General features: G+C 70.1%; 20 protein-coding genes. 5 read left to right on the forward strand and 15 right to left on the reverse strand.

The features are described from left to right. The 7 genes from ACZ7CH_RS24695 to ACZ7CH_RS24725 all read right to left on the reverse strand — a co-directional run. A partial coding sequence (locus ACZ7CH_RS24695; protein WP_470375010.1) for an NACHT and WD40 repeat domain-containing protein occupies positions 1-3,921 on the reverse strand: 3,921 nt, incomplete at its 3' end. Beyond that, positions 3,918-4,382: a hypothetical protein gene (locus ACZ7CH_RS24700; RefSeq protein WP_470375011.1), complete on the reverse strand. Its 465-nt coding sequence runs from the start codon at positions 4,380-4,382 to the stop codon at positions 3,918-3,920. The genes ACZ7CH_RS24700 and ACZ7CH_RS24695, both read right to left, overlap by 4 nt. A 139-nt stretch (positions 4,383-4,521) precedes the next feature. Beyond that, positions 4,522-4,875 carry a hypothetical protein gene (locus ACZ7CH_RS24705; protein ID WP_458430300.1) on the reverse strand — a complete coding sequence of 118 codons (354 nt, stop codon included), beginning with the start codon at positions 4,873-4,875 and terminating at the stop codon, positions 4,522-4,524. A gap of 69 nt (positions 4,876-4,944) precedes the next feature. Further along, positions 4,945-5,535: a hypothetical protein gene (locus tag ACZ7CH_RS24710; protein ID WP_470375012.1), complete on the reverse strand. Its 591-nt coding sequence runs from the start codon at positions 5,533-5,535 to the stop codon at positions 4,945-4,947. Positions 5,536-5,600: 65 nt separating this feature from the next. Continuing rightward, on the reverse strand, positions 5,601-6,338 hold the full coding sequence (locus ACZ7CH_RS24715) for a GntR family transcriptional regulator (protein ID WP_470375013.1): 738 nt from the start codon (positions 6,336-6,338) through the stop codon (positions 5,601-5,603). A 23-nt stretch (positions 6,339-6,361) separates the two neighbouring features. Further along, the gene (locus ACZ7CH_RS24720; protein WP_470375014.1) at positions 6,362-6,838 is read right to left on the reverse strand and encodes an SRPBCC family protein; all 477 of its coding nucleotides are present in this window, start codon (positions 6,836-6,838) and stop codon (positions 6,362-6,364) included. Next, the gene (locus ACZ7CH_RS24725; protein ID WP_360394942.1) at positions 6,835-7,161 is read right to left on the reverse strand and encodes an ArsR/SmtB family transcription factor; all 327 of its coding nucleotides are present in this window, start codon (positions 7,159-7,161) and stop codon (positions 6,835-6,837) included. The genes ACZ7CH_RS24720 and ACZ7CH_RS24725 overlap by 4 nt, the downstream gene beginning before the upstream one ends. A 104-nt stretch (positions 7,162-7,265) precedes the next feature. On the opposite strand from ACZ7CH_RS24725, the gene ACZ7CH_RS24730 reads away from it, so the two are divergent. Together ACZ7CH_RS24730 and ACZ7CH_RS24735 are read left to right on the forward strand one after the other, a co-directional pair. Continuing rightward, the gene (locus ACZ7CH_RS24730) at positions 7,266-8,003 is read left to right on the forward strand and encodes an META domain-containing protein (protein WP_470375015.1); all 738 of its coding nucleotides are present in this window, start codon (positions 7,266-7,268) and stop codon (positions 8,001-8,003) included. A gap of 97 nt (positions 8,004-8,100) precedes the next feature. Further along, complete coding sequence (locus ACZ7CH_RS24735) at positions 8,101-8,517, forward strand: DoxX family protein (protein ID WP_458430305.1); 417 nt, start codon at positions 8,101-8,103, stop codon at positions 8,515-8,517. Here the strand turns inward: ACZ7CH_RS24735 and ACZ7CH_RS24740 are convergent. The 3 genes from ACZ7CH_RS24740 to ACZ7CH_RS24750 all read right to left on the reverse strand — a co-directional run bounded on the left by ACZ7CH_RS24740 (position 8,498) and on the right by ACZ7CH_RS24750 (position 12,039). Then, the gene (locus tag ACZ7CH_RS24740; RefSeq protein WP_470375016.1) at positions 8,498-9,193 is read right to left on the reverse strand and encodes a TIGR03089 family protein; all 696 of its coding nucleotides are present in this window, start codon (positions 9,191-9,193) and stop codon (positions 8,498-8,500) included. The genes ACZ7CH_RS24735 and ACZ7CH_RS24740 overlap by 20 nt on opposite strands. A gap of 10 nt (positions 9,194-9,203) precedes the next feature. Then, the gene (locus tag ACZ7CH_RS24745) at positions 9,204-10,421 is read right to left on the reverse strand and encodes an LCP family protein (protein WP_470375017.1); all 1,218 of its coding nucleotides are present in this window, start codon (positions 10,419-10,421) and stop codon (positions 9,204-9,206) included. 70 nt (positions 10,422-10,491) lie between these two features. Then, positions 10,492-12,039 carry an LCP family protein gene (locus ACZ7CH_RS24750; RefSeq protein WP_360394955.1) on the reverse strand — a complete coding sequence of 516 codons (1,548 nt, stop codon included), beginning with the start codon at positions 12,037-12,039 and terminating at the stop codon, positions 10,492-10,494. A 128-nt stretch (positions 12,040-12,167) separates the two neighbouring features. Between ACZ7CH_RS24750 and rfbB the strand changes: the two genes are divergently transcribed. Together rfbB and rfbD are read left to right on the forward strand one after the other, a co-directional pair. Next, entirely contained in the window at positions 12,168-13,154 is a 987-nt protein-coding gene (rfbB, locus tag ACZ7CH_RS24755; protein ID WP_360394958.1) for a dTDP-glucose 4,6-dehydratase, read from the forward strand. 6 nt (positions 13,155-13,160) lie between these two features. Continuing rightward, positions 13,161-13,991: a dTDP-4-dehydrorhamnose reductase gene (rfbD, locus tag ACZ7CH_RS24760; RefSeq protein WP_458430309.1), complete on the forward strand. Its 831-nt coding sequence runs from the start codon at positions 13,161-13,163 to the stop codon at positions 13,989-13,991. A gap of 270 nt (positions 13,992-14,261) precedes the next feature. Here the strand turns inward: rfbD and ACZ7CH_RS24765 are convergent, their stop codons facing one another. Genes ACZ7CH_RS24765 through ACZ7CH_RS24785 form a run of 5 tightly spaced genes read right to left on the reverse strand, consistent with a single transcriptional unit; the run spans position 14,262 to position 19,919 of the window. Further along, on the reverse strand, positions 14,262-15,347 hold the full coding sequence (locus ACZ7CH_RS24765; RefSeq protein WP_470370137.1) for a glycosyltransferase family 4 protein: 1,086 nt from the start codon (positions 15,345-15,347) through the stop codon (positions 14,262-14,264). Continuing rightward, complete coding sequence (locus ACZ7CH_RS24770; protein WP_360394967.1) at positions 15,347-17,833, reverse strand: glycosyltransferase; 2,487 nt, start codon at positions 17,831-17,833, stop codon at positions 15,347-15,349. The genes ACZ7CH_RS24765 and ACZ7CH_RS24770 overlap by 1 nt, the downstream gene beginning before the upstream one ends. A gap of 3 nt (positions 17,834-17,836) precedes the next feature. Beyond that, complete coding sequence (locus ACZ7CH_RS24775; protein WP_360394970.1) at positions 17,837-18,388, reverse strand: hypothetical protein; 552 nt, start codon at positions 18,386-18,388, stop codon at positions 17,837-17,839. Next, on the reverse strand, positions 18,385-19,017 hold the full coding sequence (locus tag ACZ7CH_RS24780; protein ID WP_470375018.1) for a hypothetical protein: 633 nt from the start codon (positions 19,015-19,017) through the stop codon (positions 18,385-18,387). Before ACZ7CH_RS24780 ends, ACZ7CH_RS24775 begins: the two co-directional genes overlap by 4 nt. Next, positions 19,017-19,919, reverse strand: coding sequence for a glycosyltransferase family 2 protein (locus tag ACZ7CH_RS24785; protein ID WP_470375019.1), 903 nt, complete (start codon positions 19,917-19,919; stop codon positions 19,017-19,019). The genes ACZ7CH_RS24780 and ACZ7CH_RS24785 overlap by 1 nt, the downstream gene beginning before the upstream one ends. Positions 19,920-19,939: 20 nt before the next feature. Here ACZ7CH_RS24785 and ACZ7CH_RS24790 point away from each other — a divergent pair, with 20 nt between their 5' ends. Then, complete coding sequence (locus tag ACZ7CH_RS24790) at positions 19,940-20,914, forward strand: glycosyltransferase family 4 protein (protein WP_470375020.1); 975 nt, start codon at positions 19,940-19,942, stop codon at positions 20,912-20,914. Positions 20,915-20,990: the final 76 nt, after the last annotated feature.

Below are 20,990 nucleotides of genomic sequence, written 5' to 3' on the forward strand. Positions count from 1 at the left end.
GCTGCCGGTGAGGATGCGGGTGCTGTCGGGGGACCAGGCCACGGCCTGAATCCACTCGGTGTGTTTGGTGAGTGTGTGGAGTGTTTGTCCGGTGGTGAGGTCCCAGATGCGTGCGGTGTTGTCGTCGCTGCTGCCGGTGAGGACGCGGGTGCCGTCGGGGGACCAGGCCACGACACTTCCTGCAGGTGCGTCGAGATTAAGCCGTCTGAGAGGCTTCTTGGTTGTGGCATTCCAGAAGCGAGGGCCCTTATAGCTGGTGAGGATGCGGGTGCTGTCGGGGGACCAGGCCACGGCCTGAATCCACTCGGTGTGTTTGGCGAGTGTGTGGAGTGTTTGTCCGGTGGTGGCGTCCCAGATGCGTGCGGTGCGGTCGCTGCCGCTGGTGAGGATGCGGGTGCCGTCGGGGGACCAGGCCACAGCCCGGATCCACCCGGTGTGTTTGGTGATTTTGTGGAGTGTTTGTCCGGTGGTGGCGTCCCAGATGTATGCGGTGTTGTCGCTGCTGCTGGTGAGGATGCGGGTGCTGTCGGGGGACCAGGCCACGGCCCGGATTGCGTTGGTGTGTTTGGTGAGTGTGTGGAGTGTTTGTCCGGTGGTGGCGTCCCAGATGCGTGCGGTGCGGTCGCCACTGCCGGTGAGGATGCGGGTGCCGTCGGGGGACCAGGCCACGGAGTTGACCGGGCCGGTGTGTTTGGTGAGTGTGTGGAGTGTTTGTCCGGTGGTGGCGTCCCAGATGCGTGCGGTGTTGTCGTCGCTGCCGGTGAGGATGCGGGTGCCGTCGGGGGACCAGGCTGCGGAGTTAACGGGGCTGGTCTGTTTGGTGAGTGTGTGGAGTGTTTGTCCGGTGGTGGCGTCCCAGATGCGTGCGGTGTTGTCGTTGCTGCCGGTGAGGATGCGGGTGCTGTCGGGGGACCAGGCCACGGCCTGAATCCACTCGGTGTGTTTGGTGAGTGTATGGAGTGTTTGTCCGGTGGTGGCGTCCCAGATGCGTGCGGTGCGGTCGCCACTGCCGGTGAGGATGCGGGTGCCGTCGGGGGACCAGGCTACGGCCCGGATTGCGTTGGTGTGTTTGGTGAGTGTGTGGAGTGTTTGTCCGGTGGTGGCGTCCCAGATGTATGCGGTTCCGTCGTCGCTGCCGGTGAGGATGCGGGTGCCGTCGGGAGACCAGGCCACTGCAAAGACCAGGCCCATGTACTGGGCGAAATACCGTAGCTTTCGCCATTCAGGACTGGCGGCAACAGGCGCGGTGAGGAGACCGGGTGCTGGCTGGGCCGGCGGAGTGCAGAGCAGCAGTTGTGTTCGGTAGACCTTTGTATCGCTGAGATCAACATCGTGGATGGTGCAGCGGCGAAGCACCATGCCCACCGCGTTGGCGCCGCTCCACGACGACCCGGTGAGCACCGACTCATGGAACTCGGCAAGGCTGACGTCGGCTTCGACAAAGTCCGCTCCGGCGAGGTTCACGTTGTGGAACCTGGAACCGCGCAGGTTTGCCCCGGTGAAGGTCGCGCCGTTCATGGCGAGCAGACCTGCCTGGTCCTTCTGCCCGAAAGTCCACTCCGCCAGCGCTGCTCCAGCGAGATCGACTCCGACCAGCGACTGCGAGGGGTAGGCGTGCTGCTGAGCGTGGAGCGCATACGCCAGCGCAAGTTCTGATGCCTGCGGCTGGTAGCGGCGTCCGATCGCGTGCAGAGCAGCGACCACATCGTCCGGCTCAGCGGCGATCGACTGACCGAGGAAGTCCAGCGTCTCCGGGCTCGGCACCGGCATCGCGACCGCGTCGGCGCCACGACCGCCGTGGATCTCGCCCAGGGTGCGGAACAGGTACCGCGCCAGGAAGTACTCGAAGAGCGACCGGTGGGCGAACCGGAAGGCGTCCTCCTCGCGCTTGAGGAAGGTCGCCGTCCGGAAGTCCGCGGTCCAGAGGTCGGGGAGATACTCGCGGTAGTGGTGCAACAGGGTCGGTCGCTGGTTGAGCGCCCCCAAGAGCCAGTCGTCGACCTCGGCGGGGGTCCACTCGTTCTTGCCGGAACGCCACAGGCCGGCCGCGATCTCCTCCATCAGCAGGCGTTTGTGGTCGGGCCGCAGGGTGTGCTTGCCCTCGTCCCGTGCGATCCAGCGGTCCACGACCTCGGAGTAGATGTCGACGGACCGCAGCGTCCGGCCTTCCAGCTTGGCCTTCTCGATGAACTCGACCTGGTCGGCGATCAGTCGCAGGGTGATGGGGCGCTGGGAGAGCTCGGTCAGGTTGTGGACGGCGCCGATGGTTTCCAGGAACCGGTCCACCCACTCGTCGTCCCGGCCGAGGTTGCCCTTCAGGTACTCCCGCACCTGCTCCTCGCGGAACGGGAGCATCAGCAGCGCCAAGTAGTCGCTGCCACGCAACCCCTTCCGGGTCTCGCCGGTGAAGAAGTTGACCTCGTCGCGGATCGTGCGGAAGTACTGAGTCCGGCACGTCAGCATCATCTTGGCCGAAGAGCCGGCTGGCAGCGCCCGCCACAGCTGGCGGGTGAACAGCTGCCGGTCATGCGGGTTCAGGTGCACGAGTACTTCGTCCAAGCCATCGAACACGATCACCGCGTTCCCCTGGTCGAGCTGGTGTCGCACCACGGACGCGTTGAGCCGCTCGGGGGCCACGTCGCGGCGTCGGGTCGCGTCGAGCATGTTGTCCAGGATGTGGTCCAGCGTCAGTGCGTCGCTGAGCCCGGTGATGCGCACGTCGCGCAGGTCGAACAGGATCGGCATCGGCGAAGACGAGTTTTTTTGGTGCAGGTCGAGCAGTTTCTGCGTGAACAGCTTCGCGGTCGTGGTCTTGCCCATGCCGACGTCGCCCAGCAGCGCGCACAGCCTCGGCGAACCTTCGCGGTCGTCGGTGGCCCACTGGATCAGCCGGTTGACAGCTCGCAGCGGGATACCGCCGTCGCCCTGGTTGCGGTCTCCGAGCGACGAGTCCTGGAGTGAGGTCTCTTTCAGGTCCGCGTGCACCAGGTAGACGCTCTCCCCACGCGACTGCTTCTTGACGTGATCGACGAGCGCGGACACGTCCGGCTCCGAGCGTCGCTTGTCGGCGAACGCCGTCTGCTGGACGAGGCGCGTCAGTTCGTTGATGAAGTCGGTGCGTTGGGAGGAGGTCTTGAGCTGGTCCCAGGGCTTGCCCAGCGAAGAGATCTCGTGGTGCTTCAACGGTTCCAGCTTGACCGGGCTGCTGAGCGGCAGAGCGCTCAGGGTGGTCGCCACCAGCTTGTGCCGCAGGCCGAACACCCGCTGGCGTTCCGGGGAGTCGTTCAGGTAGTTCGGACTGATCAGGACAACGCAGACGTCCGCCTCGGTGCAGAGCCGTTCGTGGGCTTCGGCGACGTTCTCGCCCACGCCGACCGAACGGGAGTGCTTGACCTCCCACCCCGGCCCCTCAAGCGTGCGCAGCGCCGCGTCCAGCTTCTCGATCAGTGAGCCCGCGCTGCGGGCCGTGCCGCCGGTCGTCGGGTAGAAGCTGACGTACAGCCGCAGCCGCCGCGACTTCCCGAGTTCGGTGACCTCGGGTGCCACCGGGCTGACGATGCCGATGTCGTCCGCCGCGTCCTTGGAGAACGCGACAAGCCCCTTGTCGATCGGGTTGCCCGCGAACCACCCGTGCCGGTGGTCGGGCGAGGTCTTGTGCGAGTCGAGCTCCAGCACCAGGTCCACGCCGGCCTCGGCGGCCAGCTTGTTGACCTTGTTGCGGAAGTCGCGGAACGCGTCCTGCGCCTGGGTGTCGGTGCCGGTGAAGCCGCCCTCGTCGAGGGCGGCGCGGAACGGGAACCGGTTGTCCTCGCCCACCAGGTCGCGGATCGTCGTCAGGCGTGCCGTCTGCATCGTCGTGAGCGACGGCTTGAGAGCGTTGATCCGGTCGGTGATCTCGGCGGGCTGCAGGGGAGTCGTCACGCTGCGGTGTATCCGTTCTGGCCGAGGGCGCGCCGACGGATTTCCGTGGCGAGGGTGACGGCGAACTCCGCGCGCCGCGGACCGGTGACAGCGCTGTAGCTCTTGCCGTCGCGCGAGAAGATGTTCAGCTTGTCCAGGCCGCAGAAGTCGGCCCCGTCACCGAACGGCGGCAGGACGCCGAGCATCACCGGCAGCGCGCCCTTGTCGGCCTCCGGGCCCGCGAACCTCGGCAGCTCGTGCTCCAGGATGTATGGACTGACCAGGTAGTGCGTGGACATCAGGAGCAGCCCGAAGTCACACTCGTCGATCCGGTCGACGATCGCGGGCGTGAACTCCTCGCCGACCATCAGCCGGTCGTCGCCCCACCACTCGACGTCGAGGTCGGTGAAGAGCCGCAGCGCAGGGCGGAGGTCGTGCAGCAGGGCCTCCTTGGCCGCCTTGTCCCGCCTGCACCAACTCAAGAAGATCCGAACCTTCAAGGGCGTCATAAGACAACGATAGCTCCGGATCACTCCGGATCAAGCTCCGGATCAACCCAGGGCATCACCAAAGTGGATAAGGCCTGTTCAACAGCCCCTTTGTCATTCCAGGCCGGGTGGATCAGGCGGGCACGCACGTCCCCAGCGCGTCACCGATCGCCGCCTTCGCCCCCACCACGCACTCCGCATCGGCTGTCACCGACTTGTCCGATTCCTGCTGCGCGAGCGCGATGACGATGTTCATCAACCGCACCGCGTCGTTGCTCCCCGCTGCCTCCTGTACCGCCGCGTTGCGGGCGTCCTCCGTTGTGCAGCTGAGGTCCGTGCCGACCGTGTCCACGCGCGGCAGCCAGAGCGCCTTCTGGCCGGCGGGGCACGGCTCGACCTGCCAGTGGCCTGACGGCTCGGCGTCGGCGTGGGGAGTCAACAGTGCGGTGCTCGCCGAGAGGGCGAGCGCTACGAGGAAACGGCCCATGCGGCGAACGTAACGCGCCTGACCTGCCACGACAGGGGGAATCGAGGTCACGGTCGGGTGCCGCGGAAGCTACCCAGCGAGATCAATGGCGACCGTGCAGCCGCGCAGTTCGCGGATCAGTGCGGAGGCCAGCACGCGGTGCACGAAGGGGTCGTCGTAGGCGAAGTCACCGGCGCGGACGGCGACCGGGGCGAGGGTGCCGGGGCGGTACAACGAGCCGCGCACGCCGGCGATCGGGTGGTGGCGGACGCGCACGGCCACGACGCCCTTGCGCAGGGACGGGCACAGGCGGCGGGAGAGCGGGACGCACGGGCGGCACACCGGTGGTTCCGTCGACGCCATGCCCTCCGGCCAGTTCGGCCAGTCGCCGCGGAAGTCGCGCAGCAACCAGAGGACGCCGGTCTCGTCCTGGTCGGCGGGGTTGCCGCACACCTGGCACAGCAGCCGTTCCATCGCCCGCCGTTGCCGTTGCGGGTGGACGCGGGCGAACTCGGGGCGGCCGTCACCACGGCGCGAAACGGTCTGGGTCCACAGGACGCCGTGCCGGTCGCGGTCGGTGAGGAGTTCGGTCGCGTAGCCGAGGCGGTGGTCGGGGCGGTCCACCAGCACGCACGGGAGGTCGTGCTCGGAACTCCAAGCGGTGACGTATGGCGCGATCATCGAACTCGCGTTCTCTAGAGAACCACGCGACGTGGAGTCAACCGTAGTTCCCTAGAGAACGCAAGTCAGTCGTTCGAGGAGAAGCGGTATTCCAGCAGGTAGGAGGCGGAGTCGAGAGCCATCTCGTTGATCTCGACGGGGCGGCCGTCCGCAGTGCGGGCGGTGCGCGTGATCAGGATGATCGGCGTGCCCTGGGCGAGGTCGAGAGCTTCTCGCTCGGACTCGCGCGGCATGCGGACGCGGAGCTCTTCGGTGAAGCGCGTCGGCTCAGCGCCCAGTTCGGCCAGCCGGGCGTAGACGCCACCTGAGCCCGTGTCGATCCGCGTGATCGCGGTTCCCGCCACGAGCGACTCCGGGAAGTAGGACGTCGCCAGTTGGACGGGCTTGTCCTCGACCACGTACCGGCGCCGGCGGACCACCACGCGGTCACCGTCGCCGAGGTCCAGCGCCTCGGCGACCTTCGACGAAGGCTGCTCCACGTCTACGGTGACGTTCTCCGTGCGCGGCCTGGATCCCAGGTCTGCGTCCCAGATGGACTGACCTGCCCGCAGCCGGTTCGGGGAGACGCGCCTGATCGGCTTGAACTCGCGCACGAAGGTCCCCGAGCCGCGCCGAGCGACGATCAGGCCCTCGTTCTTCAGCACTTCGAGGGCCTGTCGTGCGGTCGGGCGTTCGACGTCGTAGCGCGACATCAGGTCGTTCTCGCCGGGGACCCGGCTGCCGGGTGCCAGCTCGCCCGAGTCGATGCGCTGCCGCAGTTCGTCGGCGATGTCGCGATATCCGACCCGTCCGTTCTCGGCCATGCGGCCAAGTTACCCGCCTGCCGTCAGAACGTCGGCAGCAGCTCGGACAGGCGCTCGTAGCTGCGTCCGGCCCCGTCCGCCATCCCCGTCGCCAGCACCGCGTCCCGCGCGTCCTGCGACCCCAGCTCCATCGTCGACACCATCGTCGTCCGCCCGTCCTCCTCGGTGAACGTCGTGGTCACGGTCGCCGGCGGGTTGTCCTCGAACTGCTCGGTGTGCACGATCCGGGTGTGCGGCTCCAGCTCCACGTACGAGCCGTGGATCTCGAACGCCTCGGAGCCGTCGGGCTGGGCCCAGCCGTAGCGCCACCTGCCGCCGACGGCCAGGTCGATCTCGCAGATCGGCATCTCCCAGCCGTCGGGGCCGAGGAGCCACTGGCGGACCAGCGCGGGGGTGGTGAACGCCTTCCACACCAGCGCGGCCGGCGCGTCGAACGAGCGGGTCATGGTGATGGTGCTGGCGGTCGGGGTGGTGACGGCGGTGCCGTAGGTGGTGGTCATTCCTCGTTCTCCTTCATCTCGGTCAACAGCGCGTCCAGGCGGGCGTAGCTCGCGTCCCAGAAGCGGCGGTAGTTCTCGGCCCACACGGCGACCTCCTGCAACGGTGTCGCGTCGAGCTGGCAGGGGCGCCACTGGGCCTCCCTGCCGCGGGTGATCAGGCCTGCCTTCTCCAGCACGCGCAGGTGCTTGGAGATCGCCGGGCCGCTGATGTCGAACGGCTCGGAGAGCTCCTTCACCGTCGCGGGGCCCTCGGTGAGCCGCGCGAGGATCGCGCGGCGCGTCGGGTCCGCCAGTGCGGCGAAGGTGGCGCTCAGCTGGTCCATCTCGTACCTAACCGATTGGTTATCTAACCTCTGGGTTAAGTACGCCAGATCGTCGTCCGGATGTCAAGGGCAACCGCGCCTGCACTCCGTTCCGTCCTGGGGGCATGAGACTTGTGCCGGTTGTCGTCGTCCTGCTCGCGGTCGCCGGGTGCGGTGGGGCGGCGGGGAATGCGGACTCGTTGCGCGGCAAGGTGTTCGTGTCGACGTCGGTCAGTGACCGGCAGCTCGTCGAGGGCACGTCGGTGGAGCTGCGGTTCACCGACGACGGGCGGTTGGTCGCGCGGGCGGGGTGCAACATGATGCAGGGCCCGGTGGACCTCGGCGGGGGCAAGCTGGAGGTCGCCGACCTCTCCAGCACGGCGATGGGGTGCCCGAAGCCCGAGCTGCACGAGCAGGACGAGTGGTTGTCGAAGCTGCTCGGCGCCACACCGGACTGGCGGCTCCAGAACGAGAACCTGGTGGTCACCGGCGCGGGCGGCGAGATCGTGCTCGCACCGGAGGCGCCGGCCCGGCTCGAAGGCGGGGAGTGGCGGGTCGACACGCTCGTCTCCGCCGACGCCGCCTCGTCGGTGCCGGGGGCGGTGCCGGCCACGCTCAAGTTCGAGAACGGCCGGGTCGAGGTGTTCACCGGCTGCAACTCAGGTTCGGCGTCCTACCGGGTGGACGGGAGGGCCATCACGTTCGAGGGGCTCGTGCACACCGACAAGGCGTGCGGCCCGGACGAGGCGCTGGTCGAGAAGGCTGTGGTGGGGGCGTTGCAGGGGGAGGTCAACTACGAGGTCGAGCGCAGCTCGCTCTCCCTGACGAACACGCAGGGTGACGGCATCCAACTTAAGAAGTAGCTGTTGGAATCCTGTCGAAATCGTGAGGTTGTTCAAACCTGCACTAGTTTTGGTTCGAAGTTGAACAGCTGAACGACAGGATCGGGGAGCACCAACCATGGTCAAGGACGTCACCGCGCTGATCGGCCGGATCGGCATCGGCACCGTCTTCATCGCGCACGGCTGGCAGAAGTTCACCCAGTACGGGCTGGACGGCACCGCCGCGAGCTTCGAGAAGATGGGGGTGCCGGCGCCCACCCTGTCGGCGTGGTTCGCCGCGATCGTCGAGCTCGTCGGTGGCGTCGCGCTCATCGCCGGTGTCGCGCTGCCGGTCGTCGGGGTCCTGCTGGCGCTCAACATGCTCGGCGCGTGGCTGATCGTCCACCTGCCCAACGGCCTCATCGGCGAGGGCGGTGCCGAGCTCGTGGTCGCCCTGGGTGCGGCGGCGCTCGCGCTCGGCTTCAACGGCGGCGCCTACGCGCTGGACCGCGTGCTGTTCAAGAACAACAGGGTGCTCAACCCAGCGGCAGCGTGACGCTGACCCTCTCGACGTCCCGGCGCGCGGCCAACTGGCCCGCGTCGGGGTTCGTCACCTGCACCAGCGAGCCACCGGCCGCGAGCACGGCGAGAAACCCTTCCAGCACATCGGAAGGCGAGCTCCACTCCAGAGTGGACAGCACGCGCGGCTGGTCGCCCAGCGCCTCGCCGAGCTCGCGCGCCCGCGCCACCAGCTCGTCCACAGTGGACTCATCGAGGGCCGGGGCGGAGCCGTCGACCGCGTCCCACGGCGCGAAGTCGTCGCCGTGCACGCGCACGTCGTCGTTGTAGTCGACCGCCGCGCCCGACCCCAGGCCCATGGGGTGCAACGAGGCCACGGCCACCACGTCGGCCTCGGCAGAACCACCCGGCGGCACCACGGCCACCTTCACGTCCGCGGCGTCCGCGCTCATCACCACGTGCGCCCCGCACCACCAGGCGCCCAGCAGCACGCCCGTGGTCTGCCAGTGCGCGGGCAGCAGCACCGCCACCCGGTCGCCCGGCTCGACGTCGTGCTCGTCGCGCAGCCAGTTCGCCGTCTTCGCCGCCCAGTTCGCCACCGTCGCGCGGGACAGCTCGACCCTGGTGCCCGCCGCGTCGTCGTAGTGCGTGATCAGCGGACGGCCGGAGTCGGCCTTCAGCAGCGGCGTGAAGAGGATCTCGGTCACGCTCACGGGCGCACTCCTAGTCGACGCAGGGCACAGACGGTTGCTGCGCTGTCACGGCACGGGCGCCGTCCAGCGACAGCAGCCTCTCACCGCCGAACCGCGACGGCGTGCTCGGGGTGGTGGACCCGGTGGGGGCGGCGGAGGTCGTCGACGGCACCGGTGCCGTCGTCTCACCGATCAGCTGGCGCACCCACGCCTTCACGGCCTCGCGGTCCACCGTCACGACGCTCTGGCCGCGTTCGTTGCGGAAGTCGATGTTCGTGACCGGGATCGTGGCGAACTCCACGTTGCCCGTCGCGAGGCCCTGCGCCTGCGTCGCCAGCGTCGCGATGTCGAGCTTCTGGTCCACGACCACGGACTTCGACACGGCGTCGAGCAGGCCGTTCAGCTTGGCCGGGTCGGTGAACGTGCCCGCGGACAGCAGCTGCTTCATCGCCTGCGACATGAACACCTGCTGGCGCGCGATGCGGCCCAGGTCACCGCCGGGCATGTTCCGCTGCCGCACGAACGACAGCGCGTCACCGCCGGAGACCGTCTGCTCGCCCGCGCGGAAGTTCGCACCGGAGTTGGGGTCCGACGTGCCGGCCTTCAGGCACACCCGGACGCCGCCGATGACTTCGGTCAGCAGGTAGAAGCCGTAGAGGTTGATCTCGGCGTAGTGGTCGACGCGCATGCCGGTCAGCTCCTGCACGGCCTGCACCAGCGCCTTGCGCCCCGCCTCGTCCGACCGGCGCTCGCGCTCGGCCTGGTCGCTCACGCCCTCGGCCTGCAATCGTTCCGCCGTCAGGTACTTCACCGCGCCGTACGCCGAGTTGATCTTGTCCTCGCGGTAGCCGGCGATCGGCACGTACGTGTCACGGGGAATCGAGATCGCGCTCGCCTTGCCGCCGTTGCGCGGCACCCGCAGCACGATGACGGTGTCGGTGTTCACGCCGTCGGTGCTCTCGGTGCGCAGCTTGCGCAGCACGTCCGCGGGCAACGGCCGGCCCTGCGCGTCCGTGCGGCTGTCGCTGCCCACGAGCAGGATGTCGACGGCGCCGTCTTCGACCGGCGGCGAGTTCGGGACGTCCTCCAGCACCTCGAGGATCTGCGTGGTGTTGGTGTTCTGCTTGACCAGCCGCAGTGCCGTCCAGAAGTACCCGGAGAACACCAGTGTTGCCACCGCGACCAACGCGACCACCGTGCGTCCGGTGACCAGGAACGCCTTCCTGGCGCGCGATGCAGCGCTCAACACGGGTTCCTTCCAGTACGGGTTTCGAATGCACAGCGTAACCGCCGAGAACCGGTACCGCAGGGATTTCCGGTCAGTTGACGCAGACGAGACCACCCGCGGTGATCGGTGGTGTGCTGCTCGTCGCGGTCGACGGGGTGCCGGAGGCGTTCTGCGCCTCGACGTCCTCGCCGTCCCCCTCGTCACCGTTCGAAGTCACGTAGTCGGTGCCGACGTGCACCTGCACCTGTCCTCTTCGGACCGACTTCTCCTCGGCGACGGTCACGTTCGGCCCGAGCTCGGCGGCGACCTTGCGCGCCGCCCCCTCCTCGCCGGCCGCGTAGTACACGACGGTGGAGTCGCTGGCCGGCCCCGAGAGCGCCTGCCCGCGGGCGAAGCCCTTGGCGACCAACGCGTTCAGCACCTCGCCCGCAAGACCCTGCCTGTTGGTCGCGTTGTACACCTGCACGGTGATCGCGGAGTTCGGCGGCGCTGGCAGCGTGGTCGTGGGCGTCGGCGGGGTGCTCGACGGCTTGTCGCCGGCCAGGCCGGTGATGAACTTCTTCACCTGGGCCGGGTTCACCGGCAGGACGTTGCCGTCACCGTAGGTGTCCATCGGGTCGCCGACCGGGATCGTGCGGAACTCGATGTTGCCGCCCACCAGGCCCTGCATCTGCTCGGCGAACGTGGTGATGTCCCAGCCGTCGCTGAGGATCACGGACTTCTGGATGGCGGCGATGAGCGCGGAGAGCTTGCCCGAGTCGGTCAGCGTGCCAGTCGAGAGGACCTTCTTCGCGAGCGCCCCGATGAACACCTGCTGGCGCACGATCCGGTCCAGGTCCCCGCCGGGCAGGTTCTGGCGCTGCCGCACGAACGACAGCGCCGAGCGGCCCTCGATGAGCTGCGGGCCCGCCGCGAAGTCGGCGCCGGAGTCGCGGTCGCTGGTCGGTTCCCTCAGGCACACCTCGACGCCGCCGATGGCCTTCGTGACCTCGTAGAAGCTCGCGAGGTTGACCTCGGCGTACCGGTCGATGCGCACCGAGCCGCCGGTCATGCCCTCGATGGTCTTGATCAACGTCTTGCGGCCGGCGGCCATCGACTCGTCGCGGATCAGCTTCTCGTCGGTGACGCCCTTGTTGCGCAGCTCCTGGTCGACGGTGTTGCGCTGGCGCGCGAACGCCGAGTTGAGCTTGTGCTTGCCGAACCCGTCGGCCATCTCCACGTAGGCGTCGCGCGGGAACGAGATCGCCACCGCACGCGTGCCGTCCACCGGGATGTGCACGAGGATCATGGTGTCGGTGTTCTGCTCGCCGTCCGGGATGCCGCCGTTGAGCAGGGCGAGCGCCTCCTGGGACAGCGGGTTGCCCTGCGCGTCCGTGCGGCTGTCCATGCCGACCAGCAGGATGTCGACGGCGCCGTCGAGCGGCTTGCGCCCGGCGTCCTTCGCGATCTCCTGGTCGATCACGTCCGTCTTGGTGATGCCGTCGTTGGCGCTCTTGTACTGCGCCCAGCCCACCGACGTGACGAGCAGCACACCCGCTGAGACGAGTGCGACGAAGATGCGCCCCGTGACCAGGAACGCGCGGAAAGCGGGCGACGGGCGGGTGACCGTGACCCGTACCGGCAGACCTCTGCCTTCCACTGCTGGTTCCTCCCCCACCACACGGAGTTTAGTCGTTTATAAGACAAACGACGTGACATTGCTGTGGGTTGCACCGATGGACCCCATGACAGACTGCAAGTGGTGGAACACCACGAGAGGAAATGAGCATGCGCGTACTGGTGACAGGTGGGGCCGGGTTCATCGGCTCGCACTACGTGCGGGAGTTGGTGAGCGGCTCGTACCCGGCCTTCGCGGGTGCCGACGTGGTGGTGCTCGACAAGCTCACCTACGCGGGCAGTGAGACCAACCTGGCCCCGGTCGCCGGCCGGTTCGAGTTCGTGCGCGGCGACATCTGCGACCCCGTCGTGGTCGCCGAGCAGATGCGCGGCGTCGACGTGGTCGTCCACTTCGCCGCTGAATCGCACGTGGACCGCTCCATCACCGGCTCGGCGGACTTCGTGCTGACGAACGTCCTCGGCACGCAGACCCTGTTGCAGGCCGCGCTCAACGCGGGCGTGGGCCGGTTCGTGCACGTGTCGACCGACGAGGTCTACGGCTCGATCGAGTCGGGTTCGTGGGACGAGGCGCACGCGCTGGAGCCGAACTCGCCGTACTCGGCCTCGAAGGCCTCCTCCGACCTGCTCGCGCGGGCGTTCCACCGCACCCACGGGCTGCCGGTCAGCATCACCCGGTGTTCGAACAACTACGGCCCGTACCAGTTCCCGGAGAAGGTGATCCCGCTCTTCGTCACCAACCTCATCGACGGCAAGAAGGTGCCGCTGTACGGCGACGGCCTCAACGTGCGCGACTGGCTGCACGTCGACGACCACTGCCGCGGCATCCAGCTCGTCGCCGAGGGCGGCCGGCCGGGCGAGGTCTACAACATCGGCGGCGGCACCGAGCTCACCAACCGCGAGCTCACCGAGCGCCTGCTCGCCGCCACGGGCCGTGACTGGTCGTCCGTCGAGCCGGTGGAGGACCGCAAGGGGCACGACCGGCGCTACTCGGTCGACATCTCGAAGATCGCCGCGGAGCTGGGGTACAAGCCGCAGGTCGACTTCACGACCGGTCTCGCGGAGACCGTCGAGTGGTACCGCGCGCACCGCGAGTGGTGGGAGCCGCTCAAGGAGCGCGCGGCGCTGGCGAAGGGCTGAGCCGGCGTGATCCTCGTTCCCGGAGGTCGTGGTCAGCTCGGCCACGACCTCGCCGCGCTCTCCGCCGACGTCCACGCGGCGTCGTCGGCGGAGCTCGACGTGACCGCGGTGACCGCCGACGACGTCCGCGGGTACTCGGCGGTGATCAACTGCGCCGCCTACACCGCGGTCGACGCGGCCGAGACCGACGAGGACCGCGCGTTCGCGGTGAACGCCGTCGGTCCCGGTCTGCTGGCGCGCGCGTGCGCCACGGCCGGCATCCCGTTGATCCACGTGTCGACGGACTACGTCTTCCCCGGCGACGGCACGCGCCCGTACGAGCCCACGGACGACGTCGGCCCGAAGAGCGCCTACGGCCGCACGAAGCTCGAAGGCGAACGCCGGGTGCTCGAAGAGGGCGGCTGGGTCGTGCGCACCTCGTGGGTGTACGGCGCGAACGGCTCCAACTTCGTGAAGACCATGGCGGCACTGGAGTCCTCGCGCCCGTCGGTGTCCGTTGTGGACGATCAACGCGGTGCGCCGACGTGGTCGCACGACCTCGCCGCCGGTCTCCTCGAACTGGCGGCCGTGCTGCCGTCCACGCGCTTGCTGCACGCGGCCGGCGGCGGCGAGACGACGTGGTTCGGCCTCGCCCAGGCCGTTTTCGAGGAACTGGGTGCCGACCCCGCGCGCGTCACGCCGTGCACCACCGCGGACTTCCCGCGGCCGGCGCCCAGGCCCGCCTACTCGGTGCTGTCGGGTGCGGCGTGGGCAGCAGCGGGACTGCGCCCGTTGCCGCACTGGCGCAGCGCCCTAACGGCTGCATTCCGGGCGGGTGTGGTCGCTCCGCGTGCCTGAGCTGGTCCATTGGGGTGACCGGTCTGGTCTGGCCGTGGGCGATGCGGGAGCCTGTTCGGCATGGTCGATTCCGGGCGCAAACCCCAGCGTCCCGCGACAACGGATTCCGACAGGCAGCGCTTCCTGCGCTGCGTTGCCGTGGTGACGGGCTCCCGACAGGCGTCGCAGAGCCAGCTCGACAGGTACGCACCGGGGCCGCATTCCCGGTGACGTGGACGACGTGGTGGGGCGTCAGGACTTCCTGACGCCCTCACGCAACAGCACAGGACGTCAGGCCTTGCTGCGCCGGTACGCGCCCAGCGTCAGCTCCGCGCACCGCCGCCACGTGAACCCCGCCGCGTGCGCCCGCCGTTCCGCCTGGGCCGCCGGGGTCGCCGGTGCCGCAACGGCTTGCGCCAGCCCGGCCGCCAGCGCCTCGACGTCACCGACCGGCACGTGCAACGCGTGTCCGCCGGCCACCTCGCGCAGCGCCGGCACGTCCGAGCACACCACGGGGACGTTGCACGCCAGCGCTTCCAGCACCGGCAGCCCGAAGCCCTCGTCGCGCGACGGCAGCACCAGCGCGGTCGCGCCCGCCACCACCGAACGCAGGTGCACGTCCGACAGGTACCCGGTCCGCAGCACCCGTCCGTCCACACCGGACCGGCCGGGGCCGACGATCACCAGCGGCGGCAGCGACGGATCGGACGCGTGCGCCTTCGCCAGGTGGTCGAGGCCCTTGCGCGGGCCGTCGGCGCCGACGAACAGCAGGTACTCCGACGGCAGCCCCAGCCGGCCGCGCAGCGTCGTGGTCGGGGGACGGGAGGCGAACCACGCCGGGTCGACGCCCAGCGGGGTCACGACGACCTTGTCCAGCGGCACCGAGAACCGGTCGGCGACGACGTCGGCGACGGCAGCGGTCGGCGTGCAGATCACGTCCGCGCGCTGGGCCGAGAGCCGCACGAGCTCCGGCAGCCGGGCGTCGGAGGCCGGCAGGTCGCCGGGGCTGTCCAGGAACGCGAGGTCGTGGATCGTGACGACCCCGCGGGCCCTGATCGTGGGCGGCAGCACGAAGTTCGTGGCGTGCATGACGTCGGAGAACCCGGCCAGCAGCTCCACCGGCGGGAACGGCGCGCGCAGCCACAGCTGCCGCAGCGCCCGCGCCGCGACGGGCAGGCCGCGGGCCGTGACGTCGTGCGGCAGCACCGTCCGCAACGCGCGCCAGCCGCGCAGGGTGAACGCCACCGCACGGACGTCGGCCTCGTCCGGCATCGACGCCAGCTCCTCGGCCAGCGCCGCCGTGTAGCGGCCGATGCCGGTCCGGTGTCCGAGCAGGGGAGTGCCGTCGAGCAGCACCGAAAGGGGTTTGCGAGCCATCAGCCACCGCCACGCGCGATCTTGCGCAGACGCCCCGTCGCCCGCTTGGCCAACTCCGTCGGGCCACCCGCGTCCAGGTACTCGCGCACCAGCCGCAGGTCCCGCTTCACCTTGTCCGCCTTGCTCAGCTCCGGCGTGCGCACCAGCGGCGCCGAGCCGGGCAGGCGGTCCGCGGCGGGCCTGGGGTTGCGGCAGAACTCGGCCAGCGGCGCGAGTGCCGTCTCCCAGGTGTACCGCTCGCGGACGACGGCGATGCGTTCACGGCACCCGGCCGCGAACTCCTCGTCGTAGAGCACCGTCTCCAACGCGTCGGCCAGCGCCTCCGGGTTCTCCGGCGGCACCACGACGCCCAGTCCCTCCCGCGCCACCAGGTCCGCGAACGAGTCGCCGGACGTGGTGACGATCGGCAGCCCCGACCACAGGTAGTCGAGCACGCGCGTGCGGAACGCGAACGTGGTCTCCACGTGCTCGTAGTGCGTGGTGACGCCGCAGTCCGCGTCGAGCAGCCAGTTCTGCCGCTCGGTGTAGGGCACCCACCCGTCGTTGAAGAACACGTGCTCGCCGGTCAGCCCCAGCGACGCGGCCAGGCCGCGCGTCTGTCCGGCGATGTCCATGTCCGGCACCTCGGGGTTCGGGTGCTTCATGCCGAGGAAGTACAGCTTGGCGTTCGACCGCCGCTTGCGCAGGTGGTCCATGGCCTCGACGAGCGTCAGCGGGTCGAACCAGCTGTAGACGCCGCCCGCCCAGATCACGACCTTGTCCGCGTCGGTCACGCCCGGCACGACGCCCTTGATCGCCGGTGCGGTGCGCTGCGGCGGCTTGCCCGACAGTCCGAACGGGACGATGCCGAGCAGCGACTGGGTCGTGGGGTCGTTGTCGTACAACGTGGGCGTGAGCCGGCCCAGCGACGCCAGGTGACCCAGCCAGAAGTGCCGCTGGCGTTCCGACGCGCACAGGAAGAAGTCGCCGCGTTCGAGCTGGGTGTTCAGCACGCGCGTGACCGTCTTCAGGTCCAGCGCGCGCTTCTCGTCCGTGTCGTCCTTGCCCTGTTCCAGCAGTTCCAGGTGCATCGGGTCGTACATGTCGCAGACCACGATCTTGGTCGACGACTTGCGCTTGAGCTCCTGCACCATCTCCAGCGCGTGGCCCTGCAACACGACCACGTCCGCCCACGCCACGTGCGGCGGCAGCTCCTTCGGCCGTGCCCGCTCGACGGCGAACGGTGCGTCCGGCGGCGCGCACAGCGGGTTCGTGGTGACCAGCCGCACCTGGTGCTCGCCGGACAGCACGTCCGCCATGTGCCACGCGCGGATCGCCGGGCCCGCCATCCGGTCCGAGATCGCGTCACCGGTGATCACCAGGACCTTGCGCGGCTTGCCGAACACGTCGTCCAGGCCCAGTACCTCGACGAGCACGTCGTGTGCCGCCAGGTAGCGCGGCAACGGGTACGCGGGCTCCAGCGCCTTGCGCATCAACGGCACCAGGTCGGTGTCGGAGAGCCGGCGCTTGGCCTGCTCCACCTTCCGCGACTCGGCCAGCGACGGCATCAGCTCGACGAACTGGTCGATTGCGAGGAACCCGGCGAGCGCCTGCCGCGACACCCCGACCGGTTCCCGGTCGAGCGCCGGGTCCGCCGGCCTGCGGGTGATCTCCAGCTGGGTGGGGTCGATCTCGCCGCGCGCGGTCGCCCTGCGCACGCACAGCGCGAGCGCCGCGGGCAGCACCTTCGCGAGCGTCTCGTCGGAGAAGTTCTTGTAGAGCGCCGCCAGGGCGTTGCGCTCCAGCAGGTACAGCTCGCGGCTGTGGTCGATCGAGCTCATCGACGCGTGGTGGCGGTGGAACGTGAGCGACGCGGGCTCGTAGCGCACCCGCCAGCCGCGCAGGTTCATCCGCCAGCCGAGGTCGACGTCCTCGTAGAACATGAAGAACCGCTCGTCGAACCCGCCGAGCTCGCGGTAGACCTCGGCCCGCACGAACAGCGCGGACCCGGTGCCGAACAGCACGTCCCGCGGGCCGTCGTGGCTGCCGTCGTCGGGCTGGCCCGCGTGCCGCTTGTAGCCCATGCCGAACCAGGTCAGCCCGCCGTCGACGAAGTCGATGTTCGCGCCGTCCCAGTCGAGCACCTTGCTCGCGACCGCGCCGACCGCCGGTTCGGAGTGGAAGACCCTGATCGCGGCCTTCACCCAGTTCCTGTCGGCACGCGCGTCGTTGTTCAGGAACGCCAGCACGCTGCCCGTGGCGTGTTCGACGCCGAGGTTGCACCCGCCGGCGAACCCGAGGTTCTGCTGCGAGGTGACGATCCGCGCGCCCGGCAGCTCCCGCGTGAGCCGCTCGGTGTCGTGCGCCTCGTTGTCGACGACGACCACCTGCAGCAACTCGGCCGGGTAGTCGAGCTCGGCGAGACCGCGGACGCAGGTGATGGTGTCGTCCGCGCCCCGGTAGTTGACGACGACCACCGAGACGACGGGCAGAGAGGCTCGATCCACGCGCTAAGCCTGCCTCATCACTCTGCGCGCCCGCAGGCTGGTCGCACAGATCAGCAGGAGCAGGACCGCGACCGGCACGCCGGCCACCCAGCCCACCGACCAGTCGTTGCGGTCGGCGAGCAGCGGCCGCATCCACTCGTGCCGCAGCACGGTCGCCGGTCCCGGCGGCAGCCGCTTGTCGGCGTCGCCCTGCACGACGATCGTGAGCCGCGCCCCGTCCGGGCACAGGACCCGGTGCGCGTGGGCGGGGTTGTCCTGGCCGGCGACCTCGTCGACCCGTTCGACGACGCACGTGTCGCGGTGCGCGAACACGTCCATCAACGCGCGGTGACCGTCACCGGCCAGCACCGCCGTGCCCGGCACCAGCACCATCAACGCGGGCAGCACCAGCCACGGGTCGCTCAGCTCGCCGATCCCCCACGCGAACGCGCACGCGAGCAGGCAGCCGGGGACCATCACCGCGAGCCGGTGTTCGTCGGGCACGACGGCACCCAGGACGGCGGCCGCGGCGATGCCGAGCACGCCGGCCACGATCAGCGGGACGGGCCGGCTCATGGCCGTTTCCTGAGGGCCCTGGCCAGTGGCACTAATGCGATCATCACCAGGGGGACGCCCGTGACCACCCAGAGGTTCCACCCGCCCGGCCCCGCGAACACCGGCCGCGCCGGCGGACCGATCCTGACCTGGGCCTCGTGCCCGCGGAGGCGGTCGGGCCAGTCGCGGCTCAGCTCGACCTCGCCGCTGGGACAGGTCAGCACGTAGTCGACCGACGGGTACTTGGTCCGTGGGTGCTCGACGGCCTCGGTGACCGCGCATTGCTCCGTGTGGCCGATCTCGTCCATCACCACGCTGTGCCCGCCGAACGTGAGGACGAACGGCGCCGCGAGCCCGACGGCGAACGCGGGCAGCGCGACGGCCTTGCGCTCGCCCAGGGCGCTGACGCCGAGCGCGAAGGCGAGCCCGCCGAGCAGGCCGACGAGCAGGAAGCCGACGTCGACGGTGATGCCGAGAGCGGACCCGGCCAGGACGGCCGCGCCGCCACCCGCGACCAGCCACCGGGCGAGGCGCTGCTGCACCGCGTCGAGCGCGCGCCGGTGCGCCGGTTCCTCGGGGTCGTGGACGGCGCGTGGCTCGCGGCTCGGGCCGTTCCTCGTGCGGACCGGTCTGCGCTTGCGCCGGGACATCACCGGCCGGCCCATTCCCGCCAGACGCGCCGGCGGCCGGCCGTCGTCGTGATCCGCGCCCGCTGCCACAGCGACGCCGGCAGCCGCACCACCACCTCCGCGAGCACCCGGACGCGCAACCCGACCCGGAAGTTGGCCGCGTCCGGCACGTTCTCCCGCAACGGCAGCAGCGCCGTGAGCGCGGCGAACCGCCCGAGCTGGGAGAGCGCGACCGGCAGGGGTGCGCAGCGCAGCAGCATCAGCAGGCGGTTGCGCTCGTTCCAGCGGTGGAACAGCACCGAGCCTGGCCTGGTCGACGCGCCGTGCCGGTGCCGCACCCGCGCCGGCCCGACCGAGATCACCCGGTGCCCGGCCAGCCGCAGCCGCCAGGCCGTGTCGGTGTCCTCGTAGTAGCAGAAGAAGCTCGCCGGCACCCCGCCCACGGCCCGCAGCACGCCGGTCCGCAACAGCGCCGCCCCGCCGCAGAACCCGAACACCTCGCGCCCGGCCAGCACCACGTCCCGGCCGTACCCGTCGGCGGTCAGCGCGACGCCCACCGACTGCGTCGAGCCGTCGGTCAGCTGGATCGACGAGGTGGCCGCGGCGGCGCCGGGATCACCCTCCAGCGCCCGCTCCAGCTCGGCCAGCCACGACGGGTCGGGCACGGCGTCGTCGTTCAGCCAGGCGACGTACGGCGTCTCGACCATGGCCAGCACCGCGGCGAGACCACCGGCGTAGCCGCGGTTCGACGGCAGGCGCACGACCTCGTGCCCGCTGATCAGCGCTGCCGTGCCGTCGTCGGAGGCGTTGTCGACGACGATCGTCCTGTGTGGACTCTTCTGGGCGGAGAGGGCGTCCAGGCAGGCCGTGACGTGGTCACGGCCGCGCCACGTCACGACCACCACGGTGCTGAGCGGCGACACGGCGTGAGACGGTACGCGACGTGCCCGAGCTGGTAGTGCTGACCGAGCAACTCAACGCGCCCGTCCCCGGCGGGACCGGCCGGTACACCGCGGAGCTGCTCCGCGCCCTCCGCGCGACCGCGCCCGGCGGGTGGGGCGTGACCACCGCCGCCACGGCCGGCGCCGACCGGAACCTGCGGGTGCCGCGGCGGGTGCTGGTGGCGCTGTGGGAGCGCGGTCTTCCCCCGCACCTCGGGCCGCACGTGCACGCGCCGACACCGCTCGCACCGCGCGCGGGGGCCGTCGTGACGGTGCACGACGTCGTGCCGTGGACGCACCCCGAGACGCTCACGCCGCGCGGGGTCGCCTGGCACCGCAAGGTGATCACGCGCGCGGCCAGGGAGGCCAAGGCGCTGGTCGTGCCGACGAGGGCGGTCGCCGACCAGCTCGCCGAGCACGTCCCGGTCGAGGTCCCGGTCCACGTCGTCCCGAACGGCGTCACGAACCTCCAGGCGACCGGCAGGCCGGCGGACCTCCCCGACACCTACGTGCTCGCGATCGGCACGATCGAGCCGCGCAAGGGGTTCGACCTCCTCGTGCGGGCCACCGAACGGCTGCGCGTGCCGCTCGTGGTCGTCGGGCCGCAGGGCTGGGGCGGTGTCGACCTGCGCGCGCCGCACGTCCGGCTGCTCGGCGGCGTCAGCGACGAACGGCTGGCATCGGTGCTGGCCGGGGCCACCGCGCTGGCCGCGCCGAGCCTCGCGGAGGGGTTCGGACTGCCGGTGCTGGAGGCCATGGCGGCGGGCGTGCCGGTGGTCCACTCCGACGACCCGGCGCTCGTAGAGGTGGCGGGCGGAGCGGGCACCGCGGTGCGGCGCGGCGACCTCGCGTCGCTGACGGAGGGACTGCGGGCGGTGCTGGCCGACCCGGACCACACCAAAGAGGCCGGGATCACTCGCGCGAGTGAGTTCACCTGGGAAAAGACTGCGCGCGGTGTCTGGGCAACCCACATGTAACCACGTAGTTGATGCATTCGGTGTAAGTGGGTTTCGCGATGACCGTACGCTGCTGACCGTGCCGATCGTCGAACCC

The organism is Lentzea sp. NPDC037011, assembly GCF_055607425.1.

Excerpts from the sequence above, each read along its gene's own strand:
- ACZ7CH_RS24705 (WP_458430300.1), bottom strand. The coding sequence starts at position 4,875 with ATGGGCCGTTTCCTCGTAGCGCTCGCCCTCTCGGCGAGCACCGCACTG.
- ACZ7CH_RS24710 (WP_470375012.1), bottom strand. The coding sequence starts at position 5,535 with ATGATCGCGCCATACGTCACCGCTTGGAGTTCCGAGCACGACCTCCCG.
- ACZ7CH_RS24715 (WP_470375013.1), bottom strand. The coding sequence starts at position 6,338 with ATGGCCGAGAACGGACGGGTCGGATATCGCGACATCGCCGACGAACTG.
- ACZ7CH_RS24720 (WP_470375014.1), bottom strand. The coding sequence starts at position 6,838 with ATGACCACCACCTACGGCACCGCCGTCACCACCCCGACCGCCAGCACC.
- ACZ7CH_RS24725 (WP_360394942.1), bottom strand. The coding sequence starts at position 7,161 with ATGGACCAGCTGAGCGCCACCTTCGCCGCACTGGCGGACCCGACGCGC.
- ACZ7CH_RS24730 (WP_470375015.1), top strand. The coding sequence starts at position 7,266 with ATGAGACTTGTGCCGGTTGTCGTCGTCCTGCTCGCGGTCGCCGGGTGC.
- ACZ7CH_RS24735 (WP_458430305.1), top strand. The coding sequence starts at position 8,101 with ATGGTCAAGGACGTCACCGCGCTGATCGGCCGGATCGGCATCGGCACC.
- rfbB (WP_360394958.1), top strand. The coding sequence starts at position 12,168 with ATGCGCGTACTGGTGACAGGTGGGGCCGGGTTCATCGGCTCGCACTAC.
- ACZ7CH_RS24765 (WP_470370137.1), bottom strand. The coding sequence starts at position 15,347 with ATGGCTCGCAAACCCCTTTCGGTGCTGCTCGACGGCACTCCCCTGCTC.
- ACZ7CH_RS24775 (WP_360394970.1), bottom strand. The coding sequence starts at position 18,388 with ATGAGCCGGCCCGTCCCGCTGATCGTGGCCGGCGTGCTCGGCATCGCC.
- ACZ7CH_RS24780 (WP_470375018.1), bottom strand. The coding sequence starts at position 19,017 with ATGTCCCGGCGCAAGCGCAGACCGGTCCGCACGAGGAACGGCCCGAGC.